This is a genomic window from Arenibacter hampyeongensis, from assembly GCF_002909255.1.
In the GTDB taxonomy this organism is placed as follows: domain Bacteria; phylum Bacteroidota; class Bacteroidia; order Flavobacteriales; family Flavobacteriaceae; genus Arenibacter; species Arenibacter hampyeongensis.
Genome location: NZ_PIOB01000002.1, coordinates 598,769 through 624,035 on the forward strand (window position 1 = coordinate 598,769; position 25,267 = coordinate 624,035).

At 39.2% G+C, this 25,267-nt stretch carries 19 protein-coding genes; 11 read left to right on the top strand and 8 right to left on the bottom strand.

Features of this window, described 5'->3' with window-relative positions; all coding sequences use genetic code 11:
* Positions 1 to 45 precede the first annotated feature (45 nt).
* Positions 46 to 1,554 carry an OmpP1/FadL family transporter gene (locus tag CWD91_RS07490; RefSeq protein ID WP_103440341.1) on the top strand — a complete coding sequence of 503 codons (1,509 nt, stop codon included), beginning with the start codon at positions 46 to 48 and terminating at the stop codon, positions 1,552 to 1,554.
* Between the two features lie 72 nt (positions 1,555 to 1,626).
* Here CWD91_RS07490 and CWD91_RS07495 read toward each other — a convergent pair whose 3' ends face one another.
* Positions 1,627 to 3,063, bottom strand: coding sequence for a T9SS type B sorting domain-containing protein (locus CWD91_RS07495; protein ID WP_103440342.1), 1,437 nt, complete (start codon positions 3,061 to 3,063; stop codon positions 1,627 to 1,629).
* Positions 3,064 to 3,283: 220 nt separating this feature from the next.
* A complete protein-coding gene (locus CWD91_RS07500) occupies positions 3,284 to 5,089 on the bottom strand; it encodes a T9SS type B sorting domain-containing protein (RefSeq protein WP_103440343.1) in 1,806 nt (601 codons plus the stop codon).
* Between the two features lie 137 nt (positions 5,090 to 5,226).
* Here CWD91_RS07500 and folE point away from each other — a divergent pair, with 137 nt between their 5' ends.
* The 7 genes from folE to CWD91_RS07535 all read left to right on the top strand — a co-directional run bounded on the left by folE (position 5,227) and on the right by CWD91_RS07535 (position 13,091).
* The gene (gene folE, locus CWD91_RS07505; protein ID WP_103440527.1) at positions 5,227 to 5,907 is read left to right on the top strand and encodes a GTP cyclohydrolase I FolE; all 681 of its coding nucleotides are present in this window, start codon (positions 5,227 to 5,229) and stop codon (positions 5,905 to 5,907) included.
* Between the two features lie 15 nt (positions 5,908 to 5,922).
* Positions 5,923 to 7,404, top strand: coding sequence for a cysteine--tRNA ligase (gene cysS / locus CWD91_RS07510; RefSeq protein ID WP_103440344.1), 1,482 nt, complete (start codon positions 5,923 to 5,925; stop codon positions 7,402 to 7,404).
* A gap of 170 nt (positions 7,405 to 7,574) precedes the next feature.
* Positions 7,575 to 7,796 (top strand): membrane protein insertion efficiency factor YidD, encoded by a 222-nt coding sequence (gene yidD, locus CWD91_RS07515; protein WP_103440345.1) that lies wholly within the window; start codon positions 7,575 to 7,577, stop codon positions 7,794 to 7,796.
* Between the two features lie 203 nt (positions 7,797 to 7,999).
* Positions 8,000 to 8,968, top strand: a complete 969-nt coding sequence (gene lgt, locus CWD91_RS07520) for a prolipoprotein diacylglyceryl transferase (RefSeq protein WP_103440346.1) — start codon at positions 8,000 to 8,002, stop codon at positions 8,966 to 8,968.
* Positions 8,969 to 9,012: 44 nt separating this feature from the next.
* On the top strand, positions 9,013 to 9,501 hold the full coding sequence (locus CWD91_RS07525; RefSeq protein ID WP_103440347.1) for a DUF192 domain-containing protein: 489 nt from the start codon (positions 9,013 to 9,015) through the stop codon (positions 9,499 to 9,501).
* Between the two features lie 60 nt (positions 9,502 to 9,561).
* On the top strand, positions 9,562 to 11,775 hold the full coding sequence (locus tag CWD91_RS07530) for a DUF5916 domain-containing protein (protein WP_239985689.1): 2,214 nt from the start codon (positions 9,562 to 9,564) through the stop codon (positions 11,773 to 11,775).
* A gap of 68 nt (positions 11,776 to 11,843) precedes the next feature.
* Positions 11,844 to 13,091, top strand: coding sequence for an ATP-binding cassette domain-containing protein (locus CWD91_RS07535; RefSeq protein WP_103440348.1), 1,248 nt, complete (start codon positions 11,844 to 11,846; stop codon positions 13,089 to 13,091).
* 47 nt (positions 13,092 to 13,138) lie between these two features.
* Here the strand turns inward: CWD91_RS07535 and secDF are convergent, their stop codons facing one another.
* Together secDF and mdh are read right to left on the bottom strand one after the other, a co-directional pair.
* Positions 13,139 to 16,105, bottom strand: a complete 2,967-nt coding sequence (gene secDF / locus CWD91_RS07540) for a protein translocase subunit SecDF (RefSeq protein WP_103440349.1) — start codon at positions 16,103 to 16,105, stop codon at positions 13,139 to 13,141.
* Positions 16,106 to 16,275: 170 nt separating this feature from the next.
* Positions 16,276 to 17,202, bottom strand: a complete 927-nt coding sequence (gene mdh / locus CWD91_RS07545) for a malate dehydrogenase (protein WP_103440350.1) — start codon at positions 17,200 to 17,202, stop codon at positions 16,276 to 16,278.
* Between the two features lie 295 nt (positions 17,203 to 17,497).
* Here mdh and CWD91_RS07550 point away from each other — a divergent pair, with 295 nt between their 5' ends.
* Positions 17,498 to 17,866: a hypothetical protein gene (locus CWD91_RS07550; protein ID WP_103440351.1), complete on the top strand. Its 369-nt coding sequence runs from the start codon at positions 17,498 to 17,500 to the stop codon at positions 17,864 to 17,866.
* Between the two features lie 23 nt (positions 17,867 to 17,889).
* Here the strand turns inward: CWD91_RS07550 and CWD91_RS07555 are convergent, their stop codons facing one another.
* From CWD91_RS07555 to asnB, 3 genes are all read right to left on the bottom strand, one after another.
* Complete coding sequence (locus tag CWD91_RS07555) at positions 17,890 to 18,903, bottom strand: DUF6588 family protein (protein WP_103440352.1); 1,014 nt, start codon at positions 18,901 to 18,903, stop codon at positions 17,890 to 17,892.
* 73 nt (positions 18,904 to 18,976) lie between these two features.
* Positions 18,977 to 20,932, bottom strand: a complete 1,956-nt coding sequence (gene gyrB, locus CWD91_RS07560; RefSeq protein WP_103440353.1) for a DNA topoisomerase (ATP-hydrolyzing) subunit B — start codon at positions 20,930 to 20,932, stop codon at positions 18,977 to 18,979.
* A gap of 421 nt (positions 20,933 to 21,353) precedes the next feature.
* Positions 21,354 to 23,024: an asparagine synthase B gene (gene asnB / locus CWD91_RS07570; protein ID WP_103440355.1), complete on the bottom strand. Its 1,671-nt coding sequence runs from the start codon at positions 23,022 to 23,024 to the stop codon at positions 21,354 to 21,356.
* Positions 23,025 to 23,265: 241 nt separating this feature from the next.
* Between asnB and CWD91_RS07575 the strand changes: the two genes are divergently transcribed.
* Positions 23,266 to 23,805, top strand: coding sequence for a DUF2911 domain-containing protein (locus CWD91_RS07575; protein ID WP_103440529.1), 540 nt, complete (start codon positions 23,266 to 23,268; stop codon positions 23,803 to 23,805).
* 107 nt (positions 23,806 to 23,912) lie between these two features.
* On the opposite strand, the gene CWD91_RS07580 is transcribed toward CWD91_RS07575, so the two are convergent.
* A complete protein-coding gene (locus CWD91_RS07580) occupies positions 23,913 to 24,347 on the bottom strand; it encodes a hypothetical protein (protein WP_103440356.1) in 435 nt (144 codons plus the stop codon).
* Positions 24,348 to 24,506: 159 nt separating this feature from the next.
* Between CWD91_RS07580 and CWD91_RS07585 the strand changes: the two genes are divergently transcribed.
* Positions 24,507 to 25,250, top strand: coding sequence for a hypothetical protein (locus CWD91_RS07585; protein ID WP_103440357.1), 744 nt, complete (start codon positions 24,507 to 24,509; stop codon positions 25,248 to 25,250).
* The last annotated feature ends 17 nt before the right edge of the window (positions 25,251 to 25,267 follow it).

Below are 25,267 nucleotides of genomic sequence, written 5' to 3' on the forward strand. Positions count from 1 at the left end.
CAATATGGCCCCTAATTTCAATAAAAACTTTCTAAACTAAATAAAATGAAAAGGAATTATACTTTCATTCTAATATTGGTATGTGCTTTCGCCAGCGCCCAGAACATTAATGATGTTTTAAGGTTGAGCGGGGAGGGTTCTTATGGATCCGCACGATTTCAAGGATTAAATGGTGCCTTTGGCGCATTGGGAGGTGATTTATCCGCCCTAAATGTAAATCCGGCAGGTTCAGCTGTTTTCAATAATAGTTTGCTATCCCTAACTGGATCAAATTACAATGTTAAAAATGACGCCACCTATTTCAATGGCAGTTCCAGCGCCTCTCTAAATTCTTTTGACCTTAACCAAATAGGAGGTGTTTTTGTATTTAAAAGCACCAACGACAGTTCTCCATGGAGGAAAGTTGCATTGGCTTTTAATTATGATCTAATTAAAAATTTTGACGACGATCTCTTTGTTAGCGGCAATAGTAACCAGGGTATTGACAATTACTTTTTGGATTTGGCCAATGGAGTACCATTTGGACCTCTTTTAGTACAGGATGATGAGTTTATAGAGGAGGCTTATCTGGATATTGGCTCTAATTTGGGATTTGTGGACCAACAGGCCTTTTTAGGTTATTATGGTGGCATAATAGACCCTGTTGATTTCTCTGACGACAACAATACCGATTACATCTCCAACGCCCAATACAGTAATGTTAATCAAAATTACTCGCAAAGTAGTTCGGGATATAATAGTAAGTTTACCGCCAACTTGGCCTCGCAGTATGGCGATAATCTATATTTGGGAGCCTCCATGAACATACACAGTGTATTTCTGGACAAACTTACCCAATTAACCGAAAGAGGTTTCGATGCCGATTCGGAAATTCAAACCATAACCTTCGACAACTTTTTAAGAACTCAGGGGAGCGGTTTTTCCTTTAGTGCGGGAGCCATCGGGAAATTGAATGAGACTTTTAGGATCGGTGGTAGTTATCAATCCCCTACCTGGTACAAATTATCGGATGAAACCTCACAAAGAATAAATTCTGATTTGGCAGATAGTGATATTTCATTTATCAATTTTAATATCATTAACTTATATGAGGATTACACTATAAAAATACCCGCTAAATTAACTGGTAGTTTAGCTATTATTTTTGGACAGGATGGACTAATAAGCTTTGATTATGGATATCAAGATATGTCAAAAGCCGAGTTAAGACCTGCTTCGGATCCAAGTTTTGCTGCGGAAAATAACCTCATTTCCGATAAACTAAGTACTGTATCCACTTTTAGATTGGGTGGGGAGTACCGAATTGCGGCACTTAGCTTAAGGGCTGGATACAGATTTGAACAAAGTCCTTATACCAATGGAGGAACCATAGGCGATTTAAATGGTTATTCTGGTGGAATTGGTTATAATTTTGGAGGAAGTAGGCTAGACCTATCCTACAATTACGCCACTCAGGACATAAACAAACAACTTTATGATGTTGGACTTCCCACCCCGGCAAGTATTACAAATAAGAACTCTGTGGTAAGTTTGGGATATACCCTTAATTTTTAAAGTAAACGGGATTTTAGGAACATAAAAGACGGGATTTACCCGTCTTTTATTATTTTGGAATCCATAGATTATCTATCGCTTTAATGTAAAATGGGTCCTAATAGCTCGAGCCACTATAATACCATCTTCGTCTCGGGAATAATCCATCCTAAACCAATAGTCCGATGATGGCATAGGCCTTCCATTAAAGGTACCATCCCACCCTATTGTGGTTTCATCAATCTGTTTAAGAAGTTTGCCGTAACGATCAAATATAAATACCACCGGATCTATCAAGGTGGAAATTCCATATACATTCCAACGGTCATGGATACCATCGGCATTGGGCGTAAAGAACTTGGGATAACCCACCACTAAAAACTCTAAGGGCTCGGTAATTCCGCAGCCATTTTTATCATTTATAATCACCGTATTTACCCCTGGTGGCACATTATTAAAAACAGGGTCATCCTGAAATTCCCCTCCATTTATAGCGTATTCATAACTCCCCTCTGGCCTCAACATTACAAATTCCACAATATTATTATCGGAAAGATCGTCCCTAACGATTACTTCCTGTAAAACCGGGGTTCCAAAAAAGGTGATTAGTATATTATCACCTACATCATTTCCAAAACTGTTGGTCAGTTCAACAAAATAGCGTCCAGAATTGGGGCTGCTCACCACCAATTCGGCATTGGAAGGTCCGGATCCCGGCAAGGTGGCATCAATAACGCCATCGTCCTCATAATCTACAGTCCAAACAACAGTTACAATATCAGGTCCAAAAGGAGAATTTTGTGCAGATAAGGTGATGTCCGGATCACCCTCACAAGCAATTATATCCAATCCTAAAAATTCGTCACGTAAGGTACAATCCAACGCATTATCTTGATCGGCATCAACCGAACTACCCGTAAAAGTCAATGAAAATTGCTCGGCATCATCATCGAAATTGGTGTTGAAATTATTAATGAAAATATAGTAGATTTCTCCTGGGAGTACATCTAACCATTCGTCATATGTGTTTTGGCTTTGCTTTAAAAAAGGAGCACCCACATCCCCATTCTCCGGATTAATCCCTATTCCTGTGAAACGCGTATTATTGGCTTCATAATTACAACGGATAGGTTCTGATCCACTTCCTATAATCGAACAGAAATTTTGCCCACTGGTCTGATCATAAGGACCATAAACCGCAAAGTCCCACTCCGCTGTTATTGTAGTACCCGTTACCGGCAAAGCCTCAATGTCAAAACCTACCTGACCGCCTGTACCTGCTCTAAAAACGAACCAAGAGGTGTTGTTTTCGATATTTGCAGAACTTACACTTCCTTTCTCCAAACAACCACTTTGCCTAATTACATCAGGATCAAAATCGTCTATATCACCACTGCCATCAACAATTGGCATAATTGGCTGGCCATCTGCACAAACAGGAATCGCAGTCCTACAATCAGGTGAATTTTGTGCATATATATTACTGATAAACAGAAATATAAGACAAATAGAACAGGTAAATGTTCGCATAGGTATTGGGGCTAAATATATACTTAAGTCAAGTATAATAACTCTTATGAAAAAGATTTAGTATAAATGGGGTATAATTTATCACAAAATCTGAGGTATCCCTTGTTCCATCTGAAAGCAACAATTCTTCAAAGAAAGAGAATCTTCAGATAATGTGTCTTACCGAAATAGGTAAAATTAGTTTAACAAACACCCAAAAGTATTATCGGACCAATACCCATTATCGCTTTAAAGAGAAATGATTATTTACATACTTTGCAATGGTGCGTTGGCCGTTCTTATCCAGAAAGCTTAACTTGAACCAATAATCGTCCGAAGGCAAAGCCACTCCATTATAGGTTCCGTCCCAACCCACACTATTTTGGGACAGCTGCTTAAGCAACTTTCCATATCGGTCATAAACATAAAGCATAGGTTCTTCCAAACTTGAAATACCTACAATATTCCATACGTCGTTAGCCCCATCCCCATTAGGAGTGAAAAATTTAGGAAACCCCACCACCACGATGCTTTCCGTGGAGGTACCACAGCCATTCAAATCGTTTAAAGTTATATTATGTGCACCGGGCAGAACGTCGTAAAATATATTTTCGGCCTGATAAGCCCCATCATCCAAGCGATATTCAAAATCACCTTCCCTATCAGGTACTGCGGTAATAGTATTGCTATCCTGTAAATCGTCAACGATAATTTCCTTAATATGCGGTGTCTTGGATGCAAAGACGGTAATCACAAAAGTATTGTCACAAGTAGACACCCCAAGTTTATCACTTATTGTCAAGGAATATTCGCCGCCCTGAGTAACTGTTATACTGGAAGTTATTTCACCCGTACTCCATTGATAATCGTAGTCCGGATCTGCGGAGGACACTCCTATTATAGCACTAATCTCCCCTTCACACAGAAAGACTTCCAAAGGAAAATCGGGCTCCAAAGGTTCATGCACCGTTAATTTAAAGTCTTGGGAAGCATCGTAACATCTAGGATTCTGCACAGAGGTGGCCCTAATGTAAATCTGTTGTTCCCCTGACACCAATTTATATTCCAAAGGAAGTGCATTTATTCCTGCATCCGCATCTGCGCTAGTAAGGTGATATGATATAATTACTTCTTCTTGGGATTGCCCACCCAAGGCCAATTGGTCCTTTTCACTTAAATTAAAGTATTCGGCATCCGAGCAGGTATTTTCGTCATTTACTGGAGATGTTGTAGGCGCAGTAGAAAAACCTACCTGAACATCGCTAATAATATTATTTTGGGATTGGGTAATAACCTCCACCCTGTAAAAGGCAGCATCCAAAACAGAAAGGGTAGCAGAAATCGCTCCTGGTATTGAGGCATAACCATTTCCAATATCCTTGTACCAAGTGTAACTCACCACATCAGCTGTAGTAGCATCCAAAACAATGTTTTCGTTGTTACATGCCGCAATTGGCGGTCCCAAAAGATTACTGACTATTGAGCAATCCAATGCATCATAGGGGTTGGTAACAAAAATTTGACCTGTGAATTGTATAGAAAACCCTGAATTGATATTACTGAAATTATTGACCAATAGGTAATAATCCTCTCCTGGTAAAACTTCCAACCATTCCTCATATTGAACATTGTTGGCAGCTCCTTTGGGGTCCTCCCCTACGCCGATAAAACTATTGGCCTCCCTATTATCAAAAAAATTACATCTAATAGGATCGCCCAGGGAATTGCAATCACTGGCTTTATAAAGCGCAAAGTCCCAATCCTCTTTGGAATCAAAACCAATATTAAACCCCAATTGCCCAGAAGCACTTGTTCTAAACCTATACCAAGCAGCATTGGATTCAATTGCCCCGGAAAGTGTTTTTTCCAAACAACCGGATTTGGCAGCTCCTTTAAAGTCGTCGATTCCAAAACCATTGGTACCTCCGTTGACAGGTGTATTATTACAGATTGGCACAGCATTGGAACAATCGGAAGCCACTTGGGCCATGGCCAAAGCAGTACCTAGATACCAAATAACACCAAAAATGACAACCAACCTGTTCATGAATACCTACAAAATTTGGGAATTTCAAAAGTAACCCCCTAAACTACTTAACACTAATTTATGTTGTGTAACAAGGCAAACATGGTATAAAGTGGCATATAATGTATATCTTTGCTGCCTTAAAAAGCAATATTTTAATGAAAATCGATAACGCATTGGAAAAGCATTTTGAAGAGCTGGGAGACGATCATGTTTCCGCTGCTGAAGACACACCTTTACGTAAGGATGCATTTGTGCTAAGTGATGAAGAAAAAATAGCTCGTATAAGGGGAAGCGTAAATGAAATAATGCTGACCTTGGGCCTCGACCTTGAAGACGACAGTCTAAAGGGAACTCCGAATAGGGTAGCCAAAATGTTCGTTCAAGAAATTTTTGGGGGACTTAATCCAAAACGACGTCCAAAATCATCCACTTTCGATAATAAATACAAGTACGGTGAAATGTTGGTTGAAAAAAACATTACACTATATTCCACCTGTGAGCATCATTTACTCCCTATAGTTGGTAAAGCCCACGTGGCCTATATTTCCAAAGGCACAGTGGTAGGTTTGTCCAAAATGAACAGAATCGTAGATTATTACGCCAAAAGACCGCAGGTACAAGAGCGACTTAATATTCAGATTGTTCGGGAACTTCAAAAGGTTTTAGGTACGGAAGATGTTGCCTGCGTTATAGATGCCAAACATCTATGTGTAAATTCACGAGGCATACGCGATATTGAAAGCAGTACGGTAACAGCCGAATACGGCGGAAAATTTAAAGACGAGGCCGTTAGACGAGAATTTCTGGACTATATAAACATTGATACTAAATTCTAATTGTCCCGCATAAAAATGCCTTTGTACCAAACTCAAAAATTAAAAGTTTATAATTCCCTTTCTGGAAAAAAAGAAGATTTTGAACCAATAAGCGAGAGTCATGTTGGTATGTATGTCTGTGGACCTACAGTTTACAGTAATGTGCATTTGGGCAACTGCCGGACTTTCATGTCTTTCGACATGATTTTTAGGTATTTAAAGCATTTGGGCTACAAGGTACGCTACGTCCGGAATATTACCGACGCCGGGCATTTGGAAAATGATGCGGAAGACGGTGAGGACAAGATTGCAAAAAAAGCGAGGTTGGAACAATTGGAACCCATGGAAGTGGTGCAACAATACACCTTGGACTTTCACAACATTCTACAAAAATTCAATTTTTTACCGCCTAGTATCGAACCCACTGCCACGGGACATATTATTGAGCAAATCGAAATCATAAAGACCATATTGGAAAAGGGATATGCTTATGAAATTAATGGTTCTGTTTATTTCGATGTTGAAAAATTCAATAAAACCAATGAGTATGGCAAACTGAGTGGTCGGAAATTGGAGGATATGATTGCCAATACCCGTGAATTGGCCGCACAGGACGAAAAAAAGAATCCACAGGATTTTGCTTTATGGAAAAAGGCGGAAGTTCAGCATATTATGCGATGGCCTTCACCTTGGGGAGATGGTTTTCCCGGTTGGCATTTGGAGTGCACAGCCATGAGCACCAAATACCTGGGAGAAACTTTTGACATACATGGTGGCGGTATGGATCTTAAATTTCCGCATCATGAATGTGAAATTGCCCAGGCAGAAGCCTGTAATGGGCATGCTCCTGTAAAATACTGGTTGCATGCAAACATGTTGACCTTGAACGGCAAAAAAATGGCCAAGTCTACCGGTAACAACATCTTGCCCAATGAAATGTTTTCTGGAGAGAATAACATCCTCAGCAAACCATACACACCATCTGCAGTACGATTTTTTATGATGCAGGCACACTATACCAGTATTTTGGACCTAAGCGATGAAGCCCTTTTGGCATCTGAAAAAGGGTATCAAAAGCTGATGGATGCAATTGGCAACTTGGAAAAATTGCCTACAGCTTCATCATCCAGCTTTAATGTGGAGGAGTGGAAACAGAAGGGGTACGATGCCATGAACGATGATTTTAACAGCCCGATGCTAACGGCCAATTTATTTGAAGCCGTAAAACACATCAACTTAATAAAGGAAGGGAAGGAAACCATAACCGAAAAGGACAAGGAACTGCTAACAGAGACCATGCACAATTTTGTTTTTGACATTTTGGGGTTGGAAAATCAGAATAATACAGCACTAAATTCCGATAAATTGGGCAGTGTGGTTGGCCTTTTGATACAGTTGCGTAATGAAGCGCGTGCCAACAAGGATTTTACCACATCGGACAAAATAAGGGACCAGTTGGCAGAGATGGGCATTCAACTGAATGACGGTAAAGACGGTACCACTTTCAGCCTCTCTTAAATTTAGCTGTATCTTTTGAGAAAATGATATTTATGAAATGGGCATAAATAAAAATTGCTTTTTTGTCCCAAGTCAAATCATTGAATTTTTTATACCACAGGGAGGTGTTTGATCTGTGCTGAAAATTTTTATTAACCTCATTTTCAGATGAATACCAAATTTTTAAATAGATGAAAAAAATATTAATTGCCCCCTTTATTCTATTGGTGAAATTTTACCAGAATTTCATTTCCCCTCTTACCCCTGCCTCTTGTCGCTACTCCCCCACTTGTTCACAATACACTTTGGAAGCATTGCAAAAACACGGTTTGTTCAAAGGTGGATGGCTGTCCCTAAAAAGAATTTTTAGCTGTCACCCATGGGGAGGAAATGGTTACGACCCAGTTCCCTAAATCCTTTATTTATCGATTTCTGGATTGTGGATTCTTGGTACTTGGTCCATAGCCCTTTTTTAATTTTAAAATTTAATTCACGGCCTCCTCGAAGGCATAATTTTACAAATGTACATTACCAGATTTCTATTTAACATATTTAAACATTTCCGTCCACTTTTCTTTCCAGTATTTACTTATCTTAGTCCCTTAAAAAATTGTTGATGTACTTTTTAGGCTTTACTTGGAATCCCGCCGATACTCTTTTTAAAATTGGGGTAATACAAATCAAATATTACAATCTTCTATGGATAATTGCATTTGCTCTAGGCTGGTATCTTATGAAGAAGATCTTTTTAAAAGAAAAAAAATCGCTTGAACAGTTAGATTCCCTTTTCATATATACCGTTTTGTCCACCATGTTGGGTGCACGATTGGGTCATGTAATCTTTTACGATTGGCCTTATTACCAGAACCATTTGTTGGAAATTTTACTACCTATAAGGGAGAGTGCAGAGAGCACACTTTTTGGATTTATAAAGGGTTACGAGTTTACAGGATTTACTGGGCTGGCTAGTCACGGAGCGGCCATCGGAATAATAATAGGCATGTATCTCTATACTAGAAAATACCCCGAGTTTAAGATTCTCTGGATTTTGGACCGGATAGTTATACCTGTTTCCATAGGTGCTTTCTGTGTTCGATTGGGGAATTTTTTCAATTCCGAAATCAATGGGAAACCAGTAGAAAAATCCTTTGCCCTTGCCACAAGATTCATCCGTGATTCCGACGATATGCCAGCTTACAAGGCTTTGACCATTACCAAGGAAAAAACCGTGAATGCCGCCTACAACCTTATTGAAAAAGATCCTAGATTCTCAGAGTTTTTAGAGACCATACCCTATAGGCATCCAGCCCAATTATACGAAGGTTTTTGTTATATTTTCGTCTTTGCTATTTTATACTTTCTATATTGGAAAACAGATAAAAAGGAAAAGCTTGGATACCTTTTTGGCGTATTCTTGGTACTGTTATGGACGGTGCGCTTCTTTGTAGAGTACGTGAAAAAGAGTCAAGGCGGATTTGAGGAGTCCCTTGGGTTATTATCTACTGGACAATGGTTGAGCATACCTTTTATCCTAGTAGGATTCTATTATATTCTTAGACCAAAATCAGGAACCTCAAGGAAGTAGACAGCTAGAATTAAAGATCCCAAATAACACAGCGTCTTTGCAAAATGAGAAATAATAAAATCTATCTAATTTTAATTGTTATTATAATTATCCAGGTGTCCTGCAAGGAAGAAACTAAAAAAGTTATAGAAACAACCCCTGTTACTTTTAAAAAAGAAGGTAAGCTGCGCATCCTGAAAAAGGAAACCGATTCCCTTATTATCAATTTGGACATTGAGATAGCGGATACGGACTACGAAAGGGAAACAGGGCTTATGTACAGAAGTTCTATGGAACCCAATCAAGGGATGTTATTTGTTTTTGATGATGTATCCATGCATTTTTTTTATATGAAAAACACGGAGTTCCCCTTAGACCTGATCTTTGTGGATGATCAAATGAAGATTGCCAGTATTCAAAAAAATGCACAACCCCTTAACGAAAACAGTCTATCGTCCAAAGTTCCTGTAAAGTACGTTCTAGAAGTAAATGCCGGAATGTCCGATAAGTGGTCCTTGGAACTTGGGGATTCCATATCCTACGGAAAAGATTAGAATTTGGCTTAAAAGTAGTTCATGCCTTATGGATTCGATTCTCATAAAATGCCTAATTTAGTGAGTTCAACCAACAAAAGGACCATTCCATTGCCAGCTACCACAAGAATATACCTAACTTTCCTAATCTTTGCCTTAGCCCTACCCACTGCAGCTCAGAAAAAAAACGAAGCCTTTAGACTAAATATTCGCAAGACTACCTCACCGATTGCAATAGACGGAATTGGGAACGATATGGCCTGGCAAGATACCGATGTGGCAACTGACTTTTATATGGTATTGCCCATGGATACAGGAAAGGCCAATGAACCCTCTGAAATTCGAATGGCCTATGACGAAAACAACCTTTACCTATTAGCTACTTTTTATAACGTCACCAAAGGCTCTTACTATGTAGAATCGTTACGTAGGGATTTCAGTTTTGGAAAAAATGACAACTTTTTGTTGTTTATGGACCCTTTTAACAATCAGACTACTGGCTACTCCTTTGGATCTAACGCTGCAGGAGCCCAATGGGACGGAACCATGTACGGTGGAGGAAGTGTAGATTTAAATTGGGACAGCAAATGGATTTCGGCAGTAACCAGCGATGAGGAAAAATGGGTCTTTGAAATGGCAATCCCATTCAAATCCATTCGGTATGAAGATGGCGTAACGGAATGGGGTATCAATTTTAGTAGATTGGATTTAAAATCGGGAGAAAAATCGAGCTGGACACCCATACCGCGACAATTCCCTACAGCCTCCCTAGCCTATACCGGGACCTTGGTCTGGGACTCCCCTCCGCCCTCCCCGAAAACAAATTTTTCCATTATCCCATACGTATTGGGCGGCATAGGCGAGGACATGGAAAATAACACCGAGACCCAGTATGATAAAAAAATTGGAGGTGATGTTAAATTTAGCCTAAGTACTTCCCTGAATTTGGACCTTACCGTTAATCCAGATTTCTCACAGGTGGAAGTGGATCGGCAGGTTACCAATCTAGACCGATTTGAACTTTTTTTTCCCGAAAAAAGACAATTTTTTTTAGAGAACGGGGATCTCTTTGCCAACTTTGGATATGCTACCATCCGCCCTTTCTTCTCGAGGAGAATAGGATTGGGGGTGCCCATTAGAGCTGGTGCCAGGGTAAGCGGAAACCTTAATAAAAAATGGCGTTTGGGCCTCATGGATATGCAAACCGCCAGCATAGATGAAACTGGTTTACCCAGTCAGAATTTTGGCGTACTCTCACTACAAAGAAAAATATTTGCAAGGTCCAGCATAGGTCTCATGTTTGTAAACAAGGAATCTATTAATTACCCAAGGGATACGGATTCCCTAAGGACCGTTTTCCCAAAGTTTAATAGAAATGTGGGCTTGGAATATAATTTGGCTTCCGCCAATAACCAATGGACAGGGAAAGCATTTTTCCTTAAGTCGTTCGCTCCTAACAAGAACGGCAACGGTATTACCCAAGCAGCCCATTTGGAGTATAAAAGTCGTAAATGGAATTGGCGAATACAGGAAGAATCGGTAGAAGACGATTATACCGCCGAGGTTGGTTTTGTTCCACGAAATGGGTATATAAATATAACCTCTTTCGCGGGGCATTTATTCTTTCCAAAGAAAAGCGCCATTCTAAGTCATGGTCCCAAATTTAGCACCAGCTACTTCTTCAATGAAAAATTGGAGCGAACGGACAATATAAACCTTTTTGAGTATTTGCTCGACTTTCGGGACCGTTCCAAATTAAACCTAGGTGTAACCGACGAATACGTGGAACTACTATCCCCTTTTGACCCCACAAGATCAGGCAAGCAATCCTTGGAAATCGGTACCCAACATCATTGGAATGCCTATACCATGGATTTTGTTTCAAAACCCCAAAGTATGTTTACCTATTCCCTGGGCGGCCGTTTTGGAGGATATTATTCAGGAGGTAACAGAACCAGTCTTATCAGTGAATTGGGTTACCGCTTTCAACCCTTTGTAAGCCTAAGCACTAATTTAAGTTACAACAACATCAACTTACCAGCGCCCTGGAACAATACAGAATTTTGGCTTATTGGGTCAGAGGTGGATGTTACCTTTACCAACAAATTATTCTTTGCCACCTTGTTCCAATACAATGAACAATCCAAGAACTTTAATCTTAACTCACGCTTTCAATGGCGATATAAACCTGCCTCGGATTTGTTTTTAGTGTACAGCAACAACTATCTTATAGAACCATTTGAAGGGAGAAATTGGGCCTTGACCCTTAAATTTACTTATTGGTTCAACAAATAAAGTGGGTGAACCCAAAAGACCATAACCATTAATTATATTCTTTTGAATTCTATAAAAAGACATTATACATGAATCACAAAATACATTGGGCCGTATTTATAAATAACAATTCCCACAAAGATAAGTTTATAAAAAATTTATTGGAGGGGCCACTTCCTGGAGGATTTGAAGGTCTTCAGGATTTAGAGGGCGCCCTATTTTCCAAAATAACCTTGAATCAGTTTATAGACGAAGAGGAAAGGCATGACATCAGGATAATTAATGAGAATGCACGGCAAAGCTTAAAAACCATGTCCAGCGGAGAACAGAAAAAGGCGCTATTGAAATATATACTTCATTTAAAGCCAGATTTTATTGTTTTGGACAATCCCTTCGACAATTTGGACAAAGACTCCCAGAAGGACTTAAAAACCTCCCTTGATCTTATTTCCAAGAGCACCTTTATTGTCCAGCTAATAAGCAGAAGAGTTGATCTTCTACCCTTTATAACCCATAGGATGATATTGGACAAATCCACCATAAAATCACTTTCCAACGGTTTAATGGAAGATAAAAAAGCCGCTACATCACTAAATTCTTCTTTTTCGGGTAGAATACCAATTCCCATTACACCTACAGATTATAAGGAATCCATTTTAATAGATTGTAAAAACATTAAAGTAGCCTATGGGGATAAAAAAATATTGAACAATATTAATTGGACCATAAAGAAAGGGGAGTTCTGGCAACTTATAGGTCAAAATGGAAGTGGAAAATCAACACTATTATCCATGATTACCGGTGACAATCATAAAGGTTACGGACAGGAACTATACCTTTTTGGCCAACAGAAAGGAACTGGGGAGAGTGTTTGGGAGATAAAGAAAAGAATAGGGTATTATACCCCTTCCATGACCGATAAGTTTTCAGGTTTACATTCTGCCTTAAACATGGTCATTTCCGGACTGAACGATTCCGTTGGACTTTATTTAATGGCTACCGAAAATCAGAGAGCGCTTGCCAAAGAATGGTTGATTATTTTGGATATGTGGCACCTAAAGGATGTTTATTTTGCCGACCTATCAACGGGCCAACAACGTATGATAATGACGGCAAGGGCCATGATAAAACATCCACCATTATTAATTTTGGATGAACCCACGGCAGGTCTGGATGATAACAGTGCAATGCTTTTTATATCCCTCGTAAATAAAATTGCCAAGGAGAGCAAAACTGCCATTGTTTTTGTATCCCATAGAAAGGAACCAGGATTGGAACCACAATATATCTACGAGTTAAAAATGTCTCCCAAAGGATCCATTGGATATATGATATAAAAAAGGCCGCTGAACAGCGGCCTTTTTTATTATAGTCGATCAGAGACTTATTTCTCTTCTTCGCCAATTTGGGTTTTCTTTTTCAAAGTATCGTACATTATCGGCGTAGCAATGAACAAAGATGAATACGTACCTACAATAATACCAATGATCATCGCGAACATAAATCCTCTTAAGGATTCACCTCCAAAAATGAATATCGCCAATAATACTACCAAAGTAGTCATGGAGGTATTTAAGGTTCTACTCAAGGTACTGTTCAAGGCCAAATTGGTATTCACACCAGCTTTCCATCCTTTCTCAGCAATAATTTCCCTAATACGGTCGAACACTACCACAGTATCATTCAATGAATATCCAATTACCGTTAATATCGCAGCGATAAAGGCTTGATCTATCTCCATATTAAAAGGCATTAATTTACCAAAGATGGAGAATACACCCAATACAATCAATATATCATGGAATACGGCCATAACAGCACCTAAAGAGAACTGCCATCTACGGAACCTTAAAAGAATATAAAGGAACACCACAGCCAAAGAACCAATAATGGCCAGAAATGCATTCTTCTTAATGTCATCCGCTATGGTTGGACCCACTTTTACAGATTGAAGGATCCCAATGGAATTTTCACCACTACCGATAATAAAATCTTCAAAACTGGTACCATCCGGCATATATTTCTGTAGGGAAGTATAAAGCTTATTCTGTATTTCATTATCTACTTCTATCCCTTCAACATCTACTTTATAAGCTGTGGTAATTTTTATTTGATTGGCCTCACCATAGGTTTTAACATTAGTACCCACACCGAAAACTGTGTTCAATTCCGTGGCTATTTCAGCCGGATTAACCATTTTTTCAAATCTTACCGTGTAAGAACGACCTCCAAGAAAATCCACTCCTTGTGGTATGCCTTGGGTAAATAATGAAAATAGACCTATACCTACCAAAATTGAAGAAGCTAAATAAGCAATCTTTCTCTTGGCCAAGAAATCGATACTGATATTCTTGAACAGGTTCTTGGTCATTGCCGTGGAGAAATCCAATTTTCTTCCTTTTCCGCTAACATACCAATCAACCAAAAGTCTGGTTATAAATATGGCAGTAAACAATGAGGTAACAATACCTATTAATAAAGTGGTGGCAAAACCTTTAATTGGTCCAGAACCAAAAACAAATAATATAAGCGCCGTTAAACCAGTTGTAATGTTGGCATCCAATATGGAAGAAAGTGCATTTCCAAAACCATCTGCAATAGCTTGGCTCTGCCCTTTACCTTTTGCCAGTTCCTCCTTAATTCGTTCGAAAATAAGTACGTTGGCATCCACCGACATACCTATGGTCAACACAATACCCGCAATTCCAGGTAGGGTTAATACTGCATTTAAACTAACCAATACTCCAAAAATCAACAAGATATTTAGAAGTAATGCCATATCTGCAAAAATTCCCGCTTTACCATAGTAAAAAACCATCCATACCAATACAATGGCCATGGCGATCATAAAGGAAAAGAATCCACTGCTGATGGCTTCCTGTCCTAAGGAAGGTCCAACAATTTCCGATTGAATGATTTCAGCAGAAGCAGGTAATTTACCAGCCCTTAATACGTTGGCAATATCCTTGGTCTCGTTAATGGTAAAAGTTCCAGTAATCTCTGAGCGACCGCCAGAAATTGGTCCTGAAGAAACTCCAGGAGCGGTATATACCTTATTATCCAGAACAATGGCGATACCAGTCTGATTGTTAAAAGCATCACCGGTTAATTTCTCCCATTCCTTTGCCCCTTTGGTATTCATGGTCATTGAAACCGCAGGTTTGTTATATTGATCAAAAGTATCCGAAGCATCGGAAACAACGTCACCACTGATTCTTGGAGTATTATCCCTGTTGGATTTTAAGGCAAATAATTCCACAACTTCTGAACCTTCGGTTGGACGTTCCCATACAAATTTAACGAACTGTATATCTGCCGGAATTAAACGGCGAATTTCTTTCATTCTAAGGTATTCCCCTATTTTAGCCGTGTCCTGAATAGCAGCACTAACCAATGCGTTTCCGTTGGGATTTGCTGGTATCAACAAACTGAACAATGGATTAACGTCTTGGGAAAAGTCCAATGAATCTTGAGCAACATCTGACAACAAAGAATCCAATTCTGACTCTGGCTTTACAGCTACTTCAGGTTTTTCCACATCGACCAAAGTCTTTAACCTTTCATTGGCCGCCTGTATAAAAGCGCTTAAGCTTGGATTACTCTGCTTATAAGTTTCCCAAAACTCCAATTGAGCCGTACTGGACAATAGATCCTGTGCACGTCCAATATCCCTTGCACCCGGCAATTCCACCAAAATACGGCCAGAATTACCTTCACGCTGAATGTTGGGCTGGGTAACACCAAAACCATCAATACGCTCACGAAGTACTTCGAAAGCAGAAACAATGGACTCATCGATCTTAGTTCTTATAATTGGTTTTACCTGGTCATCGGTCATTTGAAAATTAATGACATCGCTCAAACCTTTATTTGCAAAAATATCGGGGGAAGCCAATTTGGTATCACCCTTTATCTTGTCAAATGATTCGAAAAACAGATCTATATAGGTTGCATCACTACTTTTAGAAGCGTTATCTGCATCTGCCAGGGCTTTGTTGAAAACAGGATTCTTAGTATTGTTTGCAAGACCTTTTAAAATGTCCTTAATGGATATTTGAAGGGTAACATTTATACCTCCCTTTAAATCCAGACCTTTATTAAGCTCCTTTTTCTTGGCTTCCTCATAACTGGTATACCCTAAAATGGAATTGCCTCCAATCGAGTCTAAATATTTTGCTTCCAGCGCTTCCCTTTTTTCAAGGTAATCCTCTTCGGAATCTGAAACTTTGTTCGTAGCAAAGACAGTTGCTTCCTTTTCTACTTTATTGGTAATAAAAGTGTAGGATAGCTGATAAATACTAACTAGCCCAAACAAAAAAGCGAAAAGCTTTATAAGTCCTTTATTTTGCATTGGTTATATTATTTTAAAATGGTATTCTTAAATAGCGTGCAAATATATTATTTCCCATAGGAACTAACAATATATTTATCAGTTTTATAAAACGAGGGCATCCGCCCCGTTCCGATGGTACTCGGAAACCTATGGGACGGATGCCCTAAATATTTGTCAACCCCAATGAATTATAGGGCCAATAAGCTATTTGTTTTTCTCACACCCTCGGCACTTTCTTTCATTTTTGCTTTTTCAGCATCGGCTAAATCTATTTTTACAATTTTTTCGATACCATTTTTACCTAAAAGTACAGGAACACCTATGCAAATATCATTTAAACCGTACTCACCTTCCAAGAAGGCAGAACAAGGAAACATCTTCTTCTGATCGCAAGCAATTGCCTGTACCATGGAAGAAACAGCTGCACCTGGAGCATACCAGGCACTCGTACCCAACAATTTGGTTAGGGTAGCACCACCCACTTTGGTATCCTCAGAAACTTGGGCCAAACGGTCTTCCGACAAAAATTCGGATACCTTAATACTATTTCTTGTGGCATGGGCCGTAAGGGGCACCATCCCAGTATCACTATGACCGCCAATTACCATGCCGTCAACATCTGAAATAGGAGCTTCCAACGCCTCGGCCAATCTGTATTTAAACCTTGCGCTGTCCAAAGCTCCACCCATACCTATAATTCTATTTTTAGGCAAATCGGTAGTTTTATGAACCAAATAGGTCATGGTATCCATAGGATTACTGACTACAATAAGAATTACATTAGGAGAATGTTCAATTAAATTTGAAGATACCGTTTTTACAATACCAGCGTTTATACCTATCAACTCTTCACGGGTCATTCCGGGTTTACGAGGAATACCTGACGTAATAATAGCCACGTCGCTTCCGGCGGTTTTACTATAATCATTTGTGACTCCAGTTATTTTGGTATCAAAACCATTCAATGAAGCTGTTTGCATTAAATCCATGGCCTTACCTTCAGCAAAACCTTCCTTAATATCCAACACAACTACTTCTGATGCAAAATTCTTTATAGCAATGTACTCTGCACAACTTGCGCCTACAGCACCTGCCCCAACAACGGTAACTTTCATTATAAGGTTATTTTAAGTTAAATTTTATCCCCAAAAGTACTGATTTTTAACAGAACATTACTACCATATCCTTAGAAACCACCTAATTTTTATCACTACCAAGTTTTAGTCTTTTTAACTGCACCCGGGAAAATGGATTATGTAATTCGACGGGGTAAAATTTAAACTGAACGTAATAAATTGACCATTCATCGAAAAAAATCAAAATATAGTTCCATACATCGAATATATATAATAGAAAGATAAAACGCCGCGTTGAAGAAGAAGTACCCAAATCAATGATTAAACCTACAAAATGAAAAAGCTATTTTCATTCTTAGCAATAATTGGTATCCTACTCGCCAGTAATTGCACTAGAATTACAGAGAACAATGACCCGGTCATTGGAATATGGTCCCATCTCTCGGCAGATGGTAGCACCACCCAAAAACAGACCCTTAGACAGGAGTGGATTTTTAACGATGCCTATTTAGGCAGATATCACACCTATCAGAACAAAAAGTTAACCATAATCTCTGATTTTAAATGGGTTCGGAAAGACAGCCTATACGTTATTTCCTATCCCGGTTTGGAAAAAGAAGAGGATATTGTACTTATGACCGAGTCTGAGGACGGGATAATACTAGCCGACAACGAAGGCAACGTATTGGCCATTAGGGAATAAAAAAAAAAGGGTAAATTTTGGATTTATCTAAATCCAAAATTTACCCCTACAGTAAGGTTGTTAAACTCGGCCAAGGAATAATCGGCATGCAACCTAAAGAATCCAAGTTTCAACTTGGCCCCCAAAGTACCAGAGACTCCACTTGCCTTTCTGCTCAAAGAAAAGGGATCTTCATAGGTTTCCTGAAAAGGACCCGATTGCACCCTATAGGTTCCAAGAACATCTGTCGTAGATTTTCCAGAAACATACCCAATACCTCCATAAAAATTAATTATAGGGAGTTTGGTGGATGCGATTGCCTGAAATGTTAAAACATTCATATCAACATCTATCTTTTGGTCACTACCGTCTACAATATTACTATTGGTAAAATCGTAGGTAGCGTTCAATTGGGTAAAACCAACCACCGCGGAAAGCGCAACTGGCAATATTTTATCCGCCGGCAATAATTTAGAAAAGTCATATTGAAGGCCTACCCCATATAAACCGATGGCAACATCTTCCGTATCTATTTTTGGTAAAAATCTCGCCTTCACTTCCAACCCTTTTACCAAGCCCACACTTAGCTGTAAAAAGGCCGTAGGAATAAAATTGATATTTTCAGAAGCAAGTCCGGTCGGCAGTTCAAATTCCTCCCTCGTTGTCACCCCCGGCGCCAACTCACCTTCCACAAATACGCGAATTCCTTCCAAATCCCCCAAGGCGGTTGAAACTGGCTGGGAGCTGCTACCATCTACGAACTGAAGATTTTCATAATCCGCTGTATTTAAAACAAAGGACTTCTTTTCTTCCTTATTCTTAAAAGATGTCATATTACCTATTATCGAAATCTCAAAACCACCCAAAGGTTTTGAATCTGCAGAATTATACCATCCATTGGACAAACTGTAAATTGCCCCCTCTGACACAGGACCAAAATAATTATCTGTAAATTTCTCAGCATCATTGATCCCTGCGGCAAATAATTCATTGACATTGGATTGTGAATATCCGAACGCACTTAAAATCAAAATACCTGTTAATAATATATACTTCATAACTATTAGATTTTGGTTAAAACTAAAAAACTCGCACCAGTGGTGCGAGTTTTTGTTGTGTAAACACTATTTTTTATGCATCAATGTTCGCATAGACGGCATTTTTCTCAATAAACTCCCTTCTAGGTGGCACTTCGTCACCCATCAACATAGAGAATACCCGATCAGTCTCGGTAGCATTATCAATGGTTATTTGCCTTAAGGTCCTAAATTCCGGATTCATAGTGGTATCCCACAATTGTTCCGCATTCATCTCCCCAAGACCTTTATAACGTTGTATACCTACGCTTCCATTAAAACTCTCGGCAATTTCATCCCGTTCCTTATCGTTCCAAGCGTATCTTTTCTTAGTTCCTTTCTTTACCAAATAAAGGGGCGGTGTTGCTATATAAACATGCCCTCCCTCAATCAATTCGCGCATATATCTAAAGAAAAAGGTCAGAATCAAGGTTTCAATATGGCTACCATCCACATCCGCATCACACATGATCACTACTTTGTGATAGCGCAATTTATCCAAGTTCAATGCCTTACTGTCGTCTTCTGTACCTATGGTTACACCAAGAGCCGTATAAATGTTCTTGATCTCCTCATTTTCAAATACCCGGTGCGGCATGGCCTTTTCAACATTCAGAATCTTACCTCTAAGAGGTAAAATGGCCTGAAAAGCCCTATCCCTTCCTTGTTTGGCAGTACCACCCGCGGAATCTCCCTCGACCAGAAACACTTCGCACAAGGTTGGATCTTGTTCTGAACAATCCGATAGTTTACCAGGTAATCCGCCAATGCTCATCACCGTTTTTCGCTGAACCATTTCACGTGCCTTGGTAGCCGCATGACGGGCCTGGGCCGCCAAAATTACCTTCTGTACAATGATTTTAGCGTCATCCGGATTTTCTTCCAAATAATTGGTCAGCATCTCGGAAACCGCCTGACTTACAGCCGCAGACACCTCCCTGTTACCCAATTTAGTCTTAGTTTGGCCCTCAAATTGAGGTTCGGCAACCTTGACAGAAACTATTGCGGTAAGACCTTCCCTAAAATCATCACCTTGAATCTCGAATTTTAATTTGTCGAGCATTCCGGATGCATCAGCATATTTTTTCAAGGTAGTAGTCAGACCCCTACGGAAACCGGACAAATGCGTACCGCCTTCATGGGTATTGATATTGTTTACATAGGAATGCAAATTTTCCGTATAGCTGGTGTTGTAGGTCATGGCTACTTCCACAGGGATATCGTTCTTTTCCCCTTCCATGGAAATAACATTGCGGATCAATTGCTCACGATTGCCATCCAAAAAGCGGACAAATTCCTTTAGTCCCTCATCGGAATAGAAGGTTTCTGAAAGAAAGTTCCCTTTCTCATCCTTTTCACGTCTATCAGTCAAGGAAATGGTCACCCCTTTGTTCAAAAACGAAAGTTCCCGCATTCTGTTCGCCAAGGTCTCATAGCTAAATTCTATGGTTTGGGTGAAGATGGTTTCGTCCGGATGAAAGGTAACCTCGGTTCCACGATCATCGGAAACACCTATGCTTTTTACAGGGTATAATGATTTCCCCCTTTCATACTCTTGTTCCCAAATTTTTCCATCCCTATAGACTGTGGCCCTTAAATGATTGGAAAGCGCATTCACTACAGAAACACCAACACCGTGAAGTCCGCCAGACACCTTATAGGAATCCTTATCAAATTTACCCCCTGCACCAATTTTGGTCATTACCACCTCCAAAGCGGAAATGCCTTCTTTTTTATGTAAATCTACTGGAATACCCCTACCGTTGTCTTTGGTTGTGACCGAATTATCTTCATTAATGGTAATATGGATGGCGTCACAATGACCCCCCATTGCCTCATCAATGGAATTATCGACTACTTCGTAAACCAAGTGATGTAACCCGCGCACACCAATATCCCCAATATACATGGATGGACGCATGCGTACATGTTCCATTCCTTCCAATGCCTGGATACTATCTGCGGAATAATTATTCTTTTTTTGCTCGTCTTTATTTGCTTCTTCGCTCATAAATAAATACTTATTTCATTATAATTTTAGCAATCCTACAAATATACGCAATACCCTATGAAATATAGGGTTGATGGGCAATATAAGTCACTAAGTTATCAACAAAAATTGTGGAAAAATACCTGCCAAAATAAAAGGTGTCGAGGAGGGTTCTTCCCGCCTTTACCGACCCGACCTGGACAAAGTTAAATACCCCAATAAACCATGAAGCTTTTGGAGTAAAAGCAAAATAAAACACCTGAAATGAAGTATCCGAATTGGAAAACAATTCGGGATATTCGCAATTCACAAACCTAGCCCAAATTTCCAAACTCCTTTAATACCTCCCAAACAAAAGAGGCACCCCTTAAAGGATACCTCTTGCGTACTAAATAAACTAAAAATTATATAATTCCTATTCTTGCAGCCTTAACCCGTTGGATTATTTTACGTAGGCATCCGAATGAACTTTTGAAACTGCCCTCCCGGACGGATCGTTCATGTTTTTAAAGGCCTCGTCCCATTCCAATGCTATTCTGGTACTACAGGCAACTGAAGGTTCCTGTGGCACGCACAGAGCTGCTGCATCGGATGGAAAATGCTCCTCAAAAATTGAACGGTAATAAAATTCCTCTTTGGAAGTAGGTGTCTGCAAAGGAAATCTGTATTTGGCGTTTGCCAATTGATCATCCGTAACTTCTTTCTTAACAACCTCTTTTAAAGTATCTATCCAACTATAACCGACTCCATCTGAAAATTGTTCCTTTTGTCTCCAGGCAACACTTTCCGGCAACATATCCTCAAATGCCTTCCGTACTACCCATTTCTCCATACGCTCACCGTTGATCATCTTATCCTGTGGATTGATCCTCATGGCTACGTCCATAAACTCCTTATCCAAAAATGGAACCCTTCCTTCTATTCCCCAAGCTGCCAAAGATTTGTTGGCCCTTAGGCAATCGTACATATGTAGCTTATCCAATTTACGGACCGTTTCCTCATGGAATTCCCTAGCATTTGGCGCCTTATGAAAGTATAGATATCCCCCAAATAATTCGTCCGCTCCTTCACCCGACAAAACCATTTTAATACCCATAGATTTTATAACTCTGGCCATAAGATACATAGGTGTAGATGCTCTAATAGTGGTAATATCATAGGTTTCAAGGTTATAAACTACGTCCTTGATGGCGTCCAATCCCTCTTGAATTGTAAATTTTATCTCGTGGTGTACTGTACCGATATGTTTCGCCACCTTTTGTGCTGCAGCCAAATCAGGAGATCCTTCCAAACCTACCGAAAAGGAATGTAATTGTGGCCACCAAGCATCAGTAGTATCGTCTGATTCAATTCTTTTCTGAGCGTATTTTTTTGCAATGGCAGAAGTTACCGAAGAATCCAATCCCCCTGAAAGTAGAACACCATAGGGAACATCGGACATTAATTGTCTGTGCACAGCAGCTTCCAAGGCCACTTTTATGGCATTAATACTTGTCTCGTTATCCTTAACTGCATCATATTCCATCCAATCACGGGAATACCATCTCTTAAATTCCCCATCCTTACTATGTAGGTAATGCCCCGGAGGAAACAACTGTATTTTGGTACAAATACCTTCCAACGCCTTTAATTCGGAAGCAACGTAAAAAGTACCATTAACATCCCAACCTATATATAAGGGAATGATCCCCATATGATCTCTTGCAATAAAATATTCGTCTTTTTCTGCATCATAGATGGCAAAACCAAAGATACCGTTCATTTCATCCAAGAAATCAACTCCTTTCTTCCTGTACAAGGCCAAAATTACCTCACAATCCGACTCTGTCTGAAAATTATAAGTTCCTGCAAATTGCTTCCGTAATTCCCTATGGTTATAAATTTCACCATTGGCGGCCAATACCAATTTTTTATCCTCAGTAAACAATGGTTGTTTTCCTGAAGCTGGGTCCACAATAGACAAACGTTCATGTGCCATTACAGCCTTATCGTTAGAATATATCCCACTCCAGTCTGGTCCCCTATGTCTAATTTTCTTAGACATCTCCAATAATTGAGGCCTCAAAGTCTCAGTACTCTCCTTTACATCAAATGCACATACAATTCCACACATATTATAATATTTATGTCAATTTTAAAGCAAATATTGGCCAAATATAAACATAATAAAAGACAAAATTGATAATTAGTTATAAATCGAAACCTTAAAGTATATTATAATAATAATATGTTAGTTTTTAAGGGATTTCACTTACAACAACCCACTATTTTGTAAGTTGTCCAAAAATTACCGACTTTTAATTCAAAATAATAGGAATACTACTTAAATTTGACAATCTCTAAAAATGAAAAAAATGAAAAACTTATTTACGATTACACTTATGGTTATTGCTTTGGCCTTCGGCTTTGAGGCAACAGCGCAAAAATTCAGTGGATTGGACAAGAGTCCGGCAGACATCGCTTCTTATCCAACAGATTATAAAGTTTCACAAAAATTGGTTCGAATTACTTATAGTCGCCCACAATTAAAAGGAAGGTCAATATCCGAACTTGCTCCCGCCGGAAAAGTTTGGAGAACTGGAGCCAATGAAGCCCCTGAAATTATATTTTATAAGGATGCTACTGTAGGAGGTAAATCTGTTGCCGCCGGTACTTATTCGCTATTCACAATCCCAGGCGATAAGGAATGGACCGTAATCTTGAACAAAAACTTAAATCAATGGGGCGCATATTCCTATCAGGAAGGCGATGACGTAGTCCGGGTTCCTGCCAGTGTTGGCAATGCTTCCGAATCATTGGACGCTTTTTCGATTGCATACAAGGATGTAGACAATGGCACCCACATGGTACTTGGATGGGGAAACACCAGGGTTTCTTTGCCTATAAGCTTTTAAAAGATACCAAGTCTCAAAATAAAAAAAACCGAAGTTTAGAACTTCGGTTTTTTTTATGACCAAGCCCAACGACCTAGACTATCATTTATATGATTTATTACTAAATCCTATTCCGGGTCCAATCGCCTTTCCCCACTCAAATTAAAAATACCGTCCTCAGAACTGGCTTTTCCCCTTAATTTATCACCTTCTACCGTAATACTCACGGAAACCAAACGCCCCTCAAGATTAAGTGAAAATGTCAATGTATTTTCTATAACCTTAACGTCATCCGCCTTGCGCTCACCACCTGGCAAAGCAACCAAAACACTTAATGACCCTTCTTTTTTAGAAATAAACAAAATTCCCCTTGCATACTCATAAGGCACATTTTCTGACGAATATTTCCAATTGCCAATAAATTTTTCCTCATCAAATGGAGTTGAATCATTGATAACCCCAACATCCAATTGATTTACCTCCTCATAAGCCATGGCAGCAATACCCATTAGCATGGTACACGCTAAAAATCCAAACTTGATAATTCCTTTAAATTTTCCCATCTATTATTTTTATTTAAACAACAATCACTTTACTGACAGCTAACTTTACATATAATTCACTTTCAATAAGAATTCAATATTACCCTTTGTCTACATTTAATAATGAACTTATATCAACATAAGAACTCCCTTTGGCTAATTTTTATTGTTTAATTTGCCATGAAAATAAGAATCCAATTACAAGTGGAAATCATGAGTGATAATTATTTCCCTAGTGAACTCCCTTCACAAGTTCAATTTTTAAAGATTAGGATAGATGCCCTCAGACTTGAAATTAATGACATAATACAGAAAACCTCCGACTTTGAAAACCTACTTCGGGCCAGAATAGAGGATGAATTAATTGAGGAACAGGAACTATCCTTGCTCTACAAGCAACAGAAAAAAGCAAAGAAGGAAAAAAGACAGGTCCAAAAAAAGCTTGGTAAAAACTATCAGGAACCTACCTCCCTCCAATCTACCAAAAGAACACCTTTGGCCGAAAAAAACACAAAGGAACATCTACTGAAAAAAAGATTATACCGTGAGGCCATGTTGCATGTGCATCCCGACAAGTTTTCAATGCAAAAGGACAAATTGGACCTTGCTACCGAAATAACGGCCCAACTCATAGAAATTTACCAATCTGGGGACCTGAAGACCCTAAAGGCTTATCATTCCCATATTTTTAACGGGAATACTACATTACAACCATTGGGCAAACCCATACAAACTAATAGCTCAGGACTTGAATTTTTACAAATGGAGCTCAATAAACTACTGGAAGAATTGGCGTTGGCCCAAAATAGGCACACTTATAAAGTTTTGATCGAATACGAAAATCCAATGGCATTTGTGGATGAATTAAAATCGTACTACAGTGACCGCATATCCAAACTCAGGAAACGGACAAGAACTAAATAATTATAAGGCGGAAATGT